This window comes from Isoptericola sp. MSGPD8_1_ISO-PGPR-S23-394, assembly GCF_058072785.1.
Genome location: NZ_CM176517.1, coordinates 2,864,735 through 2,878,610, shown reverse-complemented (window position 1 = coordinate 2,878,610; position 13,876 = coordinate 2,864,735). Strand labels below are relative to the sequence as shown.

The following is a 13,876-nucleotide window of genomic DNA, read 5'->3' as shown; positions in this document are numbered from 1 at the left end:
GGTCAGAGGGACAGGTCGAGCCGACCCTCCGGGGTCGAGCTCGCCAGCGCCCGCTCGCGGCGGGGGATGCGCCCGGCCCCCGCGGCGAGCCGGCCCGACTCGACGGCGAGCCGCATCGCGTGGGCCATCCGTACCGGGTCCTCGGCGCGGGTGACGGCCGTCGCGAGGAGCACGCCGTCGCAGCCGAGCTCCATCGCCAGCGCGGCGTCGGAGGCCGTGCCGATGCCGGCGTCCAGGATCACCGGGACCCGGGCGGCGTCCGCGATCGCCTCGATGTTGCGGGGGTTGAGGATACCCAGCCCGGAACCGATCGGTGCGCCCAGCGGCATCACCGCCGCGCAGCCGACGTCCTCGAGGCGCCGGGCCAGGATCGGGTCGTCGTTGGTGTAGGGCAGCACGACGAACCCGTCGCGCACCAGCTCCTCGGCCGCCTCCACCAGACCCACCGGGTCCGGGAGCAGGGTGACGTCGTCGGCGATGACCTCGAGCTTGACCCAGCTCGTGCCGCAGGCCTCGCGGGCGAGCCGGGCGGTCAGCAGCGCCTCGCGCACGGAGAAGCACCCCGCGGTGTTGGGCAGCGCGCGGATCCCGAGCCGCTCCAGCAGCCCCCAGATCCCCGCGTCGCGGGACGCCTCGCCGCCGGCGCGCGGGGCGACGCGGCGCATCGCGACGGTGGTCAGCCCCGTCCCGGAGGCCACCAGGGCCTCCTCGAGGGTGAGCAGGTTGGCCGCGCCACCCGTGCCCATCACCAGGGGCGAACCCACGGCGGTGCCCGCGATGACCAGGGGGTGCTGCACGTCGGTGCGTGTCATGTTCCTCCTCAGCCGCCCTGGACGGCGGTGACGATCTCGACGCGGTCCCCGGCCCGGACCACGGTGGACTCCCAGGTACCGCGGGGGACGACGACGTCGTCGATCGCGACGGCGAGGCCGCGGGGCGCGCCGTCGGCGACGTGACCGGGCATGAGCTCTGCCACCAGCTCGGTGACGGGGACCGCGCCGGTCGGGCCGAGGTCGTGCTCCGCGCCGTTGACCCGGGCGGTCGCCGGGGCGGCGGTGCGCTGGTCGTGTCTCGTCACGGTGCTCCTTGGGTCGGGGGATTGGTGGGGGAGAAGCGCCGCGGGTCGGTCGCGCGCAGGGCCGCGAGCATGGCCGACGGGTCGGCGCTCCGGACGTCGACGTCGAACCACGAGCCCGTCAGCCCCGCCACGACGACGTCGGCGGTCAGCGGCGCCAGCAGGATGCCGTTGCGGTGGTGCCCGGTGGCGAGGTGGAGACCGGGCACGTGCGTCGGGCCGAGGAGCGGCATGTTGTCGGGGGTGGAGGGGCGGGCGCGGGGTGTCGCCTCGACGAGGGCCGCCTCGTCGACCGCGGGCAGCAGCACCCGGGCGTCGCGCAGCAGGGCGAACACACCGCCCGCCGTGGCACGGCGGTCGTCCGGGTTCTCCTCGGTGGTCGCCCCGATGACGAGCTCACAGTGCCCCTTCCACGGGCCCTCGGTGGCCGGGGCACGGGAGACCACGTACACGGGGCGGCCCTGGACGAGGCCGCGGACCACGTGCCGGGGCGCGAGCTCCGGGTCGGCCTGCAGCCGCAGGGTCTGCCCCTTGACCGGGCGGACGGGGACCGCGACACCGGGAAGGTCCGTGAGCAGCGACGCGGACGCCCAGCCCGCCGCCACGACGGTCGCGCCGGCGCGGTGCAGGTGCCGGGTCTCGTCCACCGCGCCGACGACCCGGTCGTCCTCCATCTCGAGCCGGACGACCGCCCGGGCGGCCACGGTGCCGCGCGGGTGGGCGTCGACCGCCCGCCACAGCGCGGTGTGGGTGGCACGCGGGTCGACGGCGTGGTCGCCGGGAACCCAGGCCGCCTCGGTGAGGCGCTGGCCCAGCAAGGGCTCGCGCCGCCGGGCCTCGGAGATCGCCAGCCGCTCCGAGGCGACGGCGTGGCGGGTGTGCAGCGCCAGGATCCGGCGCAGCAGTGCGGCGTCGGTGTCGTCGTAGGCGAGGGTCAGCGTGCCGGACTCCCGCAGCCCGACCCCGAGGCCGGACGCGGACTCCAGGTCGGCGGCGAACGACAGCCAGCGGGAGGCGCCGGTCAGGTGCAGGTGCAGCGCCGTGTCCTCGGTGAACTCCGCCTCGGTGGCGGGGGCGATCATCCCGGCGGCGGCGCGGGTGGAGCCGTCGCCGGGGTCGGGGTCCAGGACGGTCACGCTGAGGCCCGCCTCGAGGGCGCGCCACGCCACGGCGAGGCCGATGATGCCGGCGCCGACCACGACGAGGTCGCGCGTGCCGGCGGGCGGTGCGGGCAGACGTCGGTCCAACTCGGTGCTCCCTTCGCTGGCATGATCCAGATCAGGTGGGACGGTCGGCGCCGCTGCGCCCTCTCAGCCCCGACCGGGGCTCCCGTGCTCACCGCAGCCTACCCGGGCACGCCGGTGGCGGCTCCTAGACTGCGTTGCGTGACATCCGACACCGTCCGTGGCCGGCTCGCCGACGCCCGCCTGTACCTGTGCACCGACGCCCGCGAGGACCGCGGCGACCTGGAACGGTTCCTGCACGCGGCGCTCGCCGGCGGCGTCGACGTCGTCCAGCTGCGGGACAAGACGATCGACGCGGCGCGCGAGCTGGAGCTGCAGTCGCTCGTCGCCCGCGTCGCGGCCGAGCACGGGGCCCTGTGGGCGGTGAACGACCGGGCAGATGTCGCGTCGCTCACCGGAGCGCCGGTGGTGCACATGGGGCAGGGCGACCTGCCGGTGCCCGCGGTCCGCTCGTTGCTCGGCCCGGGACCCGTGCTGGGCCGGTCCACGCACTCGGCCGCGCAGGCGGCCGCGGCGGAGGCCGACGCGGACGTCGACTACTTCTGCGTCGGCCCGATCTGGTCGACGCCCACCAAGCCGGGCCGCGCCGCCGTGGGGCTGGACCTCCTGCGCGAGGTCGCCGCCACGATCCCGACGACGCCGTGGTTCGCCATCGGGGGGATCGACGCCGAGCGGTTGGACGACGTGCTCGACGTCGGCGCCCGGCGGGTCGTCGTCGTCCGAGCGATCACCGAGGCGCCGGACCCGGAGCGGGCGGCGCGCGAGCTGCGCGAGCGGCTCGCCGGATAGCCCCCCGAGACCTGTCTCCCGGTCAGGAGACGTGGCACCATCACACCGCTACACCCGCCGACGCTGTTGGAGTCACCCATGAACGTCCGTCCTCGCCTTGTGGCCGCGCTGGCCGCGGCCCTCTTGCTGACCGGATGTACCGGGAGCGGCGACGAGGATTCCTCGGCCGACGCCACCTCGACCGCGGACGAGCCGGCGCCGGGCGCTTCCGGGAGCGCGGACGCGGCCGTCGGCACCGCCGAGGCGCCGGGGCCCGACGTGGTGATGGCCGAGCAGACGATCGACACCCCGGGCGAAGCGGGCGGCACGATCACCGTCACGCTGCGGACGCTCGAGGTACGGGACGACGTCACGACCGTGCGGTACGCGCTCCGTTGGGAGAACGACGGCGCGGCCGACGACGAGACGGCCAGCCACAGCGACCTCGGTGTCGACTGGATCCCCACCGTCACGGACACCGCCGCGCTGGTCCAGTACCGGCCCTTCTGCACGAGGGGATCGTGGCAGGAGGGCGCCATCTCTCAGCAGCAGTGCGGGTACAGCGCCACTGCCTCGCCCAAGTACCCGTTCGACGGGTTCGTCAACCACGCGACGAACGAGGGCTGGGCCATGCTGCCGGCGCCGGACGGCGAGCCCGGGACGCTCGACGTCGCGCTCGGCCAGGGGCTGCCCGTGTTCACCGGTGCCACCGTGACCTCCGCGGGCGATCCGGCATGAGGACCTGGTCGGCCGTCGCGCGAGGAGCGGGAGGCGTCGTGGTGCTGTCCGCGACGACGCTCGCCGGGCCGGCGCACGCGACGTCGTCCCCGAGCCCCCACCCGCACGGCGCGGCCGTGGCCGAGGTGGCCGAGGAGCTGGCGGCCGAGCGTGCCGAGCTCGAGTCCGTGGAGATCACGGCCGAGATGGCCGCGGACGCGACGCTTGCCCTCGATCCCGCCGACCCGACGTTCGCCCTCGACCCGGCGGACGCCACCACGACCCTCGAGCGCACCGTCGAGGAGGCGGACGACACCGTCGTGACGTTGACCTCGGACCTCCTGTTCGACTTCGGATCGGCCGACCTCACCGACCGGGCTGCCGAAGCGGTCGCGGAGCTGGCCGAGCGGATCCCGCAGGACGCCGCCGTGCGGGTGGACGGGCACACGGACGCGGTGGGTTCCGCGGCCGACAACCAGGCCCTGTCCGAGGAACGGGCGCAGGCGGTCGCCGACGTCCTCGGGGAAGCGCGCGGCGACCTGGACCTGCAGGTCAGCGGGCACGGTGAGAGCGAACCTGTCGCGGACAACACGACGGGTGGGGAGGACAACCCGGCCGGCCGGGCGCTGAACCGCCGTGTCGAGGTGACCTACCCGACGTCCTGAGTGCTGGTCCGGCGCCCGCCGGCCTCCACCGGACCTCTATCCTGGCCCCGTGACGTCTCCCGCCACCGCCCCTGCCCCCACCCCGCGCCCCGTCCTCGTGGTCGACTTCGGCGCCCAGTACGCCCAGCTCATCGCGCGACGCGTGCGCGAGGCCAGGGTCTACTCCGAGATCGTGCCCCACACGTGGACACCGGAGCAGATGCTCGCCAAGAACCCGGCGGCGATCATCCTCTCGGGCGGCCCGTCGTCGGTGTACGCCACCGGTGCGCCGTTCGTCGACGCCGCGCTGTTCGAGGCGGGCGTGCCCGTCCTCGGCATCTGCTACGGCTTCCAGGCGATGGCGCAGGCGCTCGGCGGGAAGGTCGCCCAGACGGGCACCCGCGAGTACGGCGGCACGGAGGTCGAGGTCTGCTCCGCCGGCGTGCTCCTCGCGGACACCCCGGCGACGCAGACCACCTGGATGAGCCACGGCGACTCGGTGCACGCCGCCCCCGAGGGCTTCGACGTCCTGGCGACGTCGTCCGGCTCGCCGGTCGCCGCGTTCGAGGACCCCGCACGCCGCCTCTACGGCGTGCAGTGGCACCCGGAGGTCAAGCACTCCGCGCACGGGCAGCAGGTCCTCGAGCACTTCCTGTACTCCGGCGCCGGGCTGCGGCCCGACTGGACGCCGGACAACGTCATTGCCGACCAGGTCGCGGCCATCCGCGCCCAGGTGGGCGACGCCCGGGTGATCTGCGGGCTGTCCGGCGGCGTGGACTCCTCCGTCGCCGCGGCGCTCGTGCAGCGCGCCGTGGGGGACCAGCTCACGTGCGTGTTCGTCGACCACGGGCTCCTGCGCGAGGGAGAGGTCGAGCAGGTCGAGCGCGACTTCGTCGCCGCCACCGGCGTGAACCTCGTGGTGCGCGACGAGCGCAAGCGGTTCCTCGACGCCCTCGAGGGGCACAGCGACCCGGAGACCAAGCGCAAGATCATCGGCCGCGAGTTCATCCGCGTCTTCGAGGACGCGGCGCGCGACATCGTCGCCGACGCCGGTGAGCACGGGGAGCAGGTCGAGTACCTGGTGCAGGGCACCCTGTACCCCGACGTCGTGGAGTCCGGCGGCGGCGAGGGCGCGGCCAACATCAAGAGCCACCACAACGTGGGCGGGCTCCCCGACGACCTGCAGTTCGACCTCGTCGAACCGTTGCGGACGCTGTTCAAGGACGAGGTGCGTGCGGTGGGTCGCGAGCTCGGCGTCCCCGAGCCGATCGTCGCCCGTCAGCCCTTCCCGGGACCCGGTCTGGGCATCCGCATCATCGGCGAGGTCACCGCGGAGCGCCTCGAGATCCTGCGCCGGGCGGACGCGATCGCCCGCGAGGAGCTGACCGGCGCCGGCCTCGACGGCGAGATCTGGCAGTGCCCGGTCGTGCTCCTCGCCGACGTGCGGTCGGTGGGCGTGCAGGGCGACGGGCGCACCTACGGTCACCCGATCGTTCTTCGCCCCGTCTCCAGCGAGGACGCCATGACGGCGGACTGGACGCGGATGCCGTACGACGTGCTGTCGGTGATCTCGACCCGCATCACCAACGAGGTGCCCGAGGTCAACCGGGTGGTCCTCGACGTGACGAGCAAGCCGCCGGGGACCATCGAGTGGGAGTGACCCGGGGCCGACGGCGGCGGTGACCTGAGCCTTCGCCGTGCTGTCCGGTGCCGACGGCGCTACTTTGGCGGTGTCCTCACACGAGCGTCACCGTCGGAAGGCACCGTCATGTCGAGCACCGTCACCGTCCGGCCCGCCAGGGGAGTTCGCGGGATCGGGATGCTGTCCATCATCGCCGGCATCATCCTCGTCCTGGCCGGCGTCGCCGTCTGGATCGTGGTCTCGATGACCCTCTCCGACGAGAAGATCATCGTCTCCGAGGATGCCAACATGTTCGCCGGGCAGCAGGTCGCCGGACCGTTCACCGCTTACGCGCAGGCCGAGGTGATCGACAAGCATGCGCTCGAGGCGTCCGGCGGCGCGACCTACGCCGAGCTCGAGCAGGACGACCCGACCCGGGACACCGTCATGAACGCCTCGTTCCTGCGGGCGTCGCTGTTCACCTCGGTCGTGGCGTTCGGCGTCTGCGCCCTCGTCATCGGGCTCGGGCTGATGTTCATCCTGATCGGCGCCGCGCTGCGGCGCCTCGCCGGGGGACCGGCGGTCGCCGTGGAGACGCCGGGGACCACGTCGCAGGGCGACCTGTCCGCGGCACCCCGGCACAGCGCGTCACCCCCGCCCGACGCCGCCGCTCCGCCGGCGCGTCCGTCGACCCGACCGGCCGACCCGCCGTCGGGACGGTCCGACACGCCACCGGCCTGACGGGCCGGACGGCCCCGAGCGCGACCGTGGCCCCCACCGGCAGGGTGGGGGCCACGGTCGTCTCGGGTGCAGCGTGTGCAGCGCTGGTCAGCTGGCGGAGGCCCGCCGACGGCGGCGCATCGATCCCGCCACGGAGCCGACGACCAGCAGGAGCCCGGCGACACCGAGCAGCAGGATCGCGGCGAGCTCGAGGTCGATCGTCGCGCCCGCGGTGGTCGCCAGCAGGCCGATCCCGATCGCGACGACGATCAGGCCCCAGACGATCGTCGTGGTGCGGGGGCCCGACCGGACCAACGGTGCGGCCGGTGCGGCGGTGCCGGAGGCAGACGGCTCGGGCCGGGCCGCGGTGGCCGGCTCGGGTGCGGAACCGGCGGACCGGACGGGCTCGTCGAAGACGGCGAGCGGATCCGTGGACCGTGGGTCCGTGGACCCGGCGGCCTGCAGGCCCGGGGAGGTCGGCAGGGCGGCCGTGGCAGGTACCTCGCCCGAGGGGAGCTGCTGGGTGGGCGGCACGGCAGGGCTGTCCGCCGTGGACTGCCCGGCGGTCTCCGGCGCGTCAGGGCGCTCCGGGTGGTCGTTGTTCATCGTTCCTCCTGGATGACGATCTCTCCGGCACGGGCGTCGATGTCGAGCTCGAGCACGGCACCGCCGAGCTCGGCGACCTCGTCGGTCTGATACGTGGACGGGCCGCCGGTGAAGCCGGACGCGACCGACCGCTCGTCGTCGATGTCGACGACGAGGTTGCCCGCGTTCACCTCCGCGGAGATCTCCACGGCGGTGTCCTCCGGGATCTCCACGACCGTGCGCCCCGCGGTCATCTCGATCGGCACCCGGACCGGTTCGCCGGGAGTCACGTCGGACAGGTCGAGCTCGGTGAGGTCCACCGTGGCGTCGCCGAACTGGACGCGGACCCCGTCCTCGGCCGCCTCGATCGACCGCGGTGCGACGGTGCCCTCGCTGATCACGGTGCCGGACATCGTGGTGACCTGCGGCCCCTCGTCCCAGGGCCACGGGTCGTCCTGCGTGGCGTACGGCCAGGCCATCGCCGCCGTGAGGATGCCGCCCCAGGCGAACGCGGTGAGCCAGCCGCCGCGCAGGCCGCGCAGGCCGCCGACGACGATGCCGACGCCGATCACGACGACCGCGGTGCCCACCCACGCGGGCCAGACCGGCACGCTGGTGCCCAGGACGATGTCCGCGGCGAGCAGGGCGGCGCCGGCGAGCAGCGCGAGCCCGACGACGACGCCGACGGTGCTTCCTCCGACCCTGCGGCGAGGCGCCGGCGTCGGCGGCACCGGCGGGACGGGCGGTCCCGGCGGAGGGCCGTACCCGCCGCCGGACGGGGGCGTGGGCGGTGCCGGCACGGCACCGGCAGGCGCCGGGCCGGTGGTCGCCGGGCCGACGGGCGCCGCGCTGGTGGTGGCGTAGCCCGTGGGTCCGGAGCCGGCAGGGGCCGCCGAGGCCACGTACGGGGCGGGCGGCGCCGGGGTGAACGACGAGTCGGGTCGCGGCTCGGACGGGTGCACGGGGGCCTCGCTGCGATAGGGGGTCGGGTACGTCGGGTCGGACGCGGGGTGCTGCGGGTACGTCCCGGGCGTCGGGCCCCCGCCCGGGGCGTACGGCGTGCCGTACGGCGGGGCTGCCGTCGTGCCCTCGGGGCGCCGGCGGGAACGGACGAGCTTGACGATCAGCCACACGACGGCGACCCAGAACGCGACCCACAGCAGGGCGGCGACCCACTCGGCAGGTCCGATCCACCACGGCCAGAACCCGCCGCCCCAGATCAGGCCCAGCAGCACGGCGAGGCCGGCACCGAGCATGGCGACGTCGAAGGTGCCCCGGATCGCCTCCTGCAGGTGGATCCGACCGTCGGACCGCTCGGGCAGGAGCGCCCAGGCGATGCCGTACAGCACGAGACCCGCACCCGCGACGAAGAAGCTGAGGATCAGCAGCCCGCGCACGAGGAGCGGGTCGACGCGGAACCGGTCGGCGAGCCCGGCGGCGACGCCACCGACCCACCGGTCGTCGGACCGGGTGATGCCGATGCGGCGCACCGAGTCGAAGAAGCCCTCGCCGGCCGGGCGACGAGGAGGGGGAGGCGGCGCGGAGCCGCCGTCGGTGCCACCGGCTCCGGCGGCACCACCGGGGGTGTCCGGCGCAGGGGTGTCGTTCGTGGTCATGACTCCATGCTGGTCCCTGCCGGGTCGACGAACCATCGGTTGATCCCCTGAACCGACCCTGATCCCCTCGCCAGGAACCCCGGATTCCGCACCGGCGGGCCCCCTGACGTGCCACGATCAGAGGGTGACGACGATCGAGGCCCCCGCGCGCCTGCCGCTGCGCCGCCCCCGGCAGGGGCGGTGGCTCGGTGGCGTGTGCGCGGGTGTCGCGGTGCACCTCGGTGCGTCGGTGCGGCTCGTCCGCCTAGTGATGGTCGTGCTCGCCATGATCGGTGGCATCGGCCTGGCGCTCTACGTCTTCTGGTGGCTCACCGTGCCCGCGGGCGATCCGCACGACGCCGCGCAGGAGACCCGCCCCGCGACGCTGGCCCGCCTCGCCCCGAGGCTCCGTCGCAGCGGACCGGTCGCCGGGCTGTCGCGGCGCGACGTCGGGATCGGCGTCACGCTGCTGGTGGTCGCCGCGCTCCTGGTCGCGTTGCGCTCCGGGTGGGACCTGCCCACCATGTGGCTGCCGCTGCTCGTCGTCGCGGGCGGCGCGGGCCTGGCCTGGAGCCAGCTCGACGCGGTGCAGCGGTCCCGGGAGACCGGTGCGGCGCCGTCGCGCTCCAGCACCCTGCTGCGGCTGATCGGCGGGCTGGTGCTCGTCACGGCGGGCGTGCTGCTGCTGTTCGTGCGGGGCACGCCGGCCACCGAGCTGCTGACCGTCACGCTGGCGTCGCTCGCCGTGCTGGTGGGTGTCGCGCTGGTGCTGGCACCCTGGTGGCTGCGGCTCGTGCGTGAGCTGGGCGACGAGCGTGCGGCCCGCGAGCGCGAGGCCGAGCGGGCGGACATCGCCGCCCACCTGCACGACTCGGTGCTGCAGACGCTGGCGCTGATCCGGGCCCGCGCCCACGACGCCGACGAGGTCGCCCGCATGGCTCGCGCCCAGGAGCGTGAGCTGCGGGAGTGGCTCTACGACGACCGGCAGGAGCCCGGGACATCGTTGTCCACCGAGCTGCGCGACCTGGTCGGTGAGGTGGAGGACGGCCGGTCGGCCGAGATCGAGCTCGTCGCCGTCGGGGACTGCCCGCCCACGTCGACGACCACCGCCCTGCTGCAGGCCACCCGCGAGGCGCTGGTCAACGCCGTCGTGCACGGGGCGCCCCCCGTGACCGTCTACCTGGAGGTCAGGGACGGCGCCGCCGAGGTGTTCGTCCGTGACCGCGGCGACGGCTTCGACCTGGACGACATCGCCTCGGACCGGTTCGGGGTGCGCGAGTCCATCCTCGGCCGGGTCCGACGGCGTGGCGGTACCGCCGAGGTGGTCAGCCGGCCCGGCTGGGGGACCGAGGTGCGGCTGTCCGTGCCGCGCGACGCCGACCAGGAGAACGGCGCTGCCTCGCCGTCGAGCCCGCCTGAGCCGGCCGAGCGACCTGAGCCACCGGAGCCGGCCGGGCCGTCTGGGCCGGCCGCTCTCACCGACCCGCCGCCCACCCGCGACGAAGGAGCCCACCCGTGAGCGCGTCCCCCGTCCCCGTCGTCCTCGTGGACGACCACCACATGTTCCGCACCGGCGTGCGGGCCAGCCTCGACGGGCGGGTCCGCGTCGTCGGGGAGGCGGCCGACGTCGACGAGGCGGTCGCCGTCGTCCACGCCGAGAAGCCGCCCGTCGTCCTGCTCGACGTCCACCTGCCCGGCGGCAACGGCGGGGGAGGTGCCGAGGTGGTGCGCCGGTGCGCCGACCTGCTGGGCGGGACGCGGTTCCTCGCGCTGTCGGTCTCCGACGCCGCCGAGGACGTCGTCTCGGTCATCCGCGCGGGGGCGCGGGGCTACGTCACGAAGAACATCTCGGCCGCGGACCTCTCGGGCGCCGTGGTACGGGTGGCGGGCGGCGACGCGGTCTTCTCGCCCCGGCTGGCGGGCTTCGTGCTGGACGCGTTCGGCACGGCCGCCGGCGACGTCGCGGTCGCCGACGACGAGCTCGACCGGCTCTCCAAGCGGGAGCAGGAGGTCATGCGGCTCATCGCCCGCGGGTACACCTACCGGGAGGTCGCCGGGGACCTGTTCATCTCGGTCAAGACCGTCGAGACCCACGTGTCCGCGGTGCTGCGCAAGCTGCAGCTGTCCAACCGCAACGAGCTCACCCGCTGGGCGGCGGCACGCCGGCTGCTCTGAACGGACCCACCAGGCCCGGCCGGCGGCCCGACGGGCGAGCGACTGCCCCCTACCAGACGGTCCGCAAGGCCCTGAGGTTTCGGAAGGCCGGGTCAGCCGTGACCAGCGTGATGTTCTCGACCATGGCCTGAGCGGCCAGGAGCCGGTCGAAGGGGTCACGGTGAGGCCAGGCCATGGAGCCTGCGTAGAGCGCGTGCGCCGTGGTCAGGTCCAGCGGATCGGCGTCGATATCGTCCACCCGGCGATCCCACGCGCCGACCAGCGACGCCGCCTCGTCGAACTTTCCGAGCCGGACCTTCGTGGCGACCTCCATCGCGGAGACCGACGAGACCAGGAGTCTGTTCGAGGTCGAGGTGAGATTCTTCAGGACGGCATCGGACAGCCGTGCGGGTGTGCCGAGGAGCCAGACGAACGCGTGGGTGTCGAGCAGGTACGTCACTCCCACGCGGCCAGCTCCTCGTCGTCGATCGGCGCGAAGAAGAAGTCGTCGGGCAGCGAGATCGGGACGGTGCCGAACTGGCGGGCCGCAACCGGTTCCACGGCGGTGAGACGGACAGCGGGTCTGCCCGAGCGTGCGACGACGATCTCTTCCCCGTGCTGCGCACGCGCGATCAGCCGGGAGAGGTGTGTCTTCGCTTCCTGGACGTTCACGACGGTCATGTGATTCATGATCCGCGCCGGACCTGGTCTGGTCAAGATGACCAGACCAGGCTAGCCACGGCAGGCCGTGCGGTAGCGGTCGAGGACGATGTCGACCAGCTCGCCGGGCGCCTCGGCGTCCGGCAGCAGCAGGGGACCGGTGGTCACGTCGCCGCCGGCCTTCTCGGCCAGTGTCTGGAAGTAGCCGGGGGCGATGAGGTAGCTGGCGGTGACCACGCGCGCACCCGGGTGCTCCGCCCGCACCGACGTGACGACGTCGGGCACCCGAGGGGTGGCGTTGGCGATGTAGCCGACGCTCACCGGGTGTCCGGTGCGATCGGCGAGCAGCGTGCCGGTGCGTTCGCAGTCGGCCACGGCGCGAGGGTCGGACGACCCGGCGGCGGCGAGCACGACGACGTCACCGGCGGCCAGGCCGGCCTCGGTCAGGCGACGTTCCAGCAGGTCGACGAGGCGCGTGTCCGGGCCGAGGGCACCGGCGAGCCGCACGTCGATGCCCGCGGCGACGGCGTCGTCGATCTCGTGGCGCAGGTCGACGTGCACGTGGAAGCCCGCCGAGAGCAGCAGCGGGACGATCACCGAACGGGTCTCGCGGAGCCCGTCCAGGCACGTCGCGACGTCGGGCTGCTGCACGTCCACGAACCCGGCGTGCACGGGCACCTCGTCCGCGAGCCGGGCCGCCACGGCGTCGACCAGCGTGGCGACGGCCCCGGCCCCGACGGGTGACGAGGTGCCGTGCGAGATCGCGAGGAGGGTCGGTGCGGTCATGCCCGCCACGCTACGCGCCGGATCGAACGCGGGGGTGACGTCCGCATGACCGTGTGTCACGGCGCGCTCACAGCCGGGTCCGGGGCGACGTGAGGGCCCCAGTCGGGGCAGAGCCGCACGACGTCGCCCACGACCGTCACGGCCGGTGGGCGCACACTGGCGGCCGCGGCACGCTCGGCGATGTCAGCGAGCGTGCCGAGGGTCGCGCGCTGGCGGGGGCCGTACCCGTCCTCGACCACCGCCACCGGGGTGTCGGCCGGACGCCCGGCCGCGACGAGGGCCTCGGCCGTCCGTGCGAGCCGCGTGACACCCATGAGCAGCACGAGCGTGTGGTCCGTGCCGCGCGGGACGTCGCCGACCGCCTCGTGGGCGGTCAGCACGCTGAACCCGGCGGCCACACCGCGGTGCGTCACGGGGATGCCGACGGCGGCGGGCACCGAGACGGCCGACGTCACGCCCGGCACCACCTCCACGTCGATCCCGGCGGCCCGGCAGGCCGCCAGCTCCTCACCGCCGCGACCGAACACGTACGGGTCGCCGCCCTTGAGTCGCACGACGTCGCGCCCGGCCCGGGCGTGCTCCACGAGCAGCTCGTTGATGCGCTCCTGCGGGACGGGGTGGTTGCCTGCGGTCTTGCCGACGTCGATCACCTCGACGTCGTCCGCCAGGGTCGGGAGCAACGACCGGGGGCCGAGACGGTCCACGACGACGACGTCGGCGCTCGCCAGGAGTCGCCGACCGCGGCCGGTGACCAGGCCCGGTGCGCCGGGCCCCCCGCCGACCAGGGAGACGCGACCCGCCCCGTCGGCCTCGGCCGGCGGGCGCACCCGGCGCAGCGGCAGCTCGCCGGCCTCCAGGGCCGCGGCGACGCCGTCGCGGAGCCGTACGGCGCGACGCGGGTCGCGGCCCGCGTGGACCGCGACGGTGACGTCGTCCGACCGGGTGACGGCGGGGACCCAGGCCGAGGCCCGGTCGGCGTCCGAGGCCACGACGCAGAAGGTGCGGGAGACCTCCGCGTCGTCGGCCACGCCGGAGTCCACGGCCGGGACGCCGGTCGCCGTGTGCACGAGCCAGGCGCCGTCGAGGTCGCCGGGCGCGTACTCGCGCGCACGATGTTCGACGGCGCCGTCCGCCACGAGCGCGGCGAGATCCGTGCCCAGCGCCGGGGCCACGACGCGCACCCGGGCCCCGGCCGCGACCAGGCCGCGCACCCGGCGCGCGGCGACCGGCCCGCCGCCGACGACGACGACGAGCCGGCCGCGCACGCGCAGGCCCAGGGGGTAGAGATCGTTCACGATGCTGATCCT

16 protein-coding genes and 1 riboswitch are annotated in these 13,876 nt (G+C 74.8%); of the genes, 7 read left to right on the top strand and 9 right to left on the bottom strand.

Annotated elements, in window-relative coordinates; translation table 11 throughout:
* Positions 1 to 2: 2 nt before the first annotated feature.
* From AC3RJ8_RS13165 to thiO, 3 genes are all read right to left on the bottom strand, one after another.
* Positions 3 to 812, bottom strand: a complete 810-nt coding sequence (locus AC3RJ8_RS13165; RefSeq protein WP_489713055.1) for a thiazole synthase — start codon at positions 810 to 812, stop codon at positions 3 to 5.
* Positions 813 to 820: 8 nt separating this feature from the next.
* Positions 821 to 1,078, bottom strand: coding sequence for a sulfur carrier protein ThiS (gene thiS / locus AC3RJ8_RS13160; RefSeq protein WP_489713054.1), 258 nt, complete (start codon positions 1,076 to 1,078; stop codon positions 821 to 823).
* Positions 1,075 to 2,322: a glycine oxidase ThiO gene (gene thiO, locus AC3RJ8_RS13155; protein ID WP_489713053.1), complete on the bottom strand. Its 1,248-nt coding sequence runs from the start codon at positions 2,320 to 2,322 to the stop codon at positions 1,075 to 1,077. The genes thiS and thiO overlap by 4 nt, the downstream gene beginning before the upstream one ends.
* A riboswitch (TPP riboswitch) is annotated at positions 2,314 to 2,418 on the bottom strand. Its footprint overlaps the gene before it by 9 nt.
* 42 nt (positions 2,419 to 2,460) lie before the next feature.
* Between thiO and thiE the strand changes: the two genes are divergently transcribed.
* The 5 genes from thiE (at position 2,461) to AC3RJ8_RS13130 (ending at position 6,810) form a co-directional block, all read left to right on the top strand.
* Complete coding sequence (gene thiE / locus AC3RJ8_RS13150) at positions 2,461 to 3,108, top strand: thiamine phosphate synthase (RefSeq protein WP_489713052.1); 648 nt, start codon at positions 2,461 to 2,463, stop codon at positions 3,106 to 3,108.
* A gap of 78 nt (positions 3,109 to 3,186) precedes the next feature.
* On the top strand, positions 3,187 to 3,825 hold the full coding sequence (locus AC3RJ8_RS13145; RefSeq protein ID WP_489713051.1) for a hypothetical protein: 639 nt from the start codon (positions 3,187 to 3,189) through the stop codon (positions 3,823 to 3,825).
* Positions 3,822 to 4,469 (top strand): OmpA family protein, encoded by a 648-nt coding sequence (locus AC3RJ8_RS13140; RefSeq protein ID WP_489713050.1) that lies wholly within the window; start codon positions 3,822 to 3,824, stop codon positions 4,467 to 4,469. Before AC3RJ8_RS13145 ends, AC3RJ8_RS13140 begins: the two co-directional genes overlap by 4 nt.
* A 49-nt stretch (positions 4,470 to 4,518) precedes the next feature.
* Positions 4,519 to 6,108, top strand: coding sequence for a glutamine-hydrolyzing GMP synthase (guaA, locus tag AC3RJ8_RS13135; protein ID WP_489713049.1), 1,590 nt, complete (start codon positions 4,519 to 4,521; stop codon positions 6,106 to 6,108).
* Between the two features lie 108 nt (positions 6,109 to 6,216).
* Entirely contained in the window at positions 6,217 to 6,810 is a 594-nt protein-coding gene (locus AC3RJ8_RS13130; RefSeq protein ID WP_489713048.1) for an aromatic ring-opening dioxygenase LigA, read from the top strand.
* 87 nt (positions 6,811 to 6,897) lie between these two features.
* Here the strand turns inward: AC3RJ8_RS13130 and AC3RJ8_RS13125 are convergent, their stop codons facing one another.
* Positions 6,898 to 7,395 (bottom strand): hypothetical protein, encoded by a 498-nt coding sequence (locus AC3RJ8_RS13125; RefSeq protein ID WP_489713047.1) that lies wholly within the window; start codon positions 7,393 to 7,395, stop codon positions 6,898 to 6,900.
* The gene (locus AC3RJ8_RS13120; protein ID WP_489713046.1) at positions 7,392 to 8,990 is read right to left on the bottom strand and encodes a PspC domain-containing protein; all 1,599 of its coding nucleotides are present in this window, start codon (positions 8,988 to 8,990) and stop codon (positions 7,392 to 7,394) included. Before AC3RJ8_RS13120 ends, AC3RJ8_RS13125 begins: the two co-directional genes overlap by 4 nt.
* A 124-nt stretch (positions 8,991 to 9,114) precedes the next feature.
* On the opposite strand from AC3RJ8_RS13120, the gene AC3RJ8_RS13115 reads away from it, so the two are divergent.
* Both AC3RJ8_RS13115 and AC3RJ8_RS13110 read left to right on the top strand, forming a co-directional pair.
* On the top strand, positions 9,115 to 10,488 hold the full coding sequence (locus AC3RJ8_RS13115; protein ID WP_489713045.1) for an ATP-binding protein: 1,374 nt from the start codon (positions 9,115 to 9,117) through the stop codon (positions 10,486 to 10,488).
* Entirely contained in the window at positions 10,485 to 11,144 is a 660-nt protein-coding gene (locus tag AC3RJ8_RS13110; protein ID WP_489713044.1) for a LuxR C-terminal-related transcriptional regulator, read from the top strand. The genes AC3RJ8_RS13115 and AC3RJ8_RS13110 overlap by 4 nt, the downstream gene beginning before the upstream one ends.
* A gap of 49 nt (positions 11,145 to 11,193) precedes the next feature.
* Here the strand turns inward: AC3RJ8_RS13110 and AC3RJ8_RS13105 are convergent, their stop codons facing one another.
* From AC3RJ8_RS13105 to cobA, 4 genes are read right to left on the bottom strand one after another with little or no spacing between them, the layout of a single operon-like run.
* Positions 11,194 to 11,583: a type II toxin-antitoxin system VapC family toxin gene (locus AC3RJ8_RS13105; protein ID WP_489713043.1), complete on the bottom strand. Its 390-nt coding sequence runs from the start codon at positions 11,581 to 11,583 to the stop codon at positions 11,194 to 11,196.
* The gene (locus AC3RJ8_RS13100) at positions 11,580 to 11,804 is read right to left on the bottom strand and encodes a type II toxin-antitoxin system Phd/YefM family antitoxin (RefSeq protein ID WP_489713042.1); all 225 of its coding nucleotides are present in this window, start codon (positions 11,802 to 11,804) and stop codon (positions 11,580 to 11,582) included. Before AC3RJ8_RS13100 ends, AC3RJ8_RS13105 begins: the two co-directional genes overlap by 4 nt.
* A gap of 51 nt (positions 11,805 to 11,855) precedes the next feature.
* Entirely contained in the window at positions 11,856 to 12,569 is a 714-nt protein-coding gene (locus AC3RJ8_RS13095; protein WP_489713041.1) for a sirohydrochlorin chelatase, read from the bottom strand.
* A 56-nt stretch (positions 12,570 to 12,625) separates the two neighbouring features.
* Positions 12,626 to 13,867, bottom strand: a complete 1,242-nt coding sequence (gene cobA / locus AC3RJ8_RS13090; protein WP_489715638.1) for a uroporphyrinogen-III C-methyltransferase — start codon at positions 13,865 to 13,867, stop codon at positions 12,626 to 12,628.
* Positions 13,868 to 13,876: the final 9 nt, after the last annotated feature.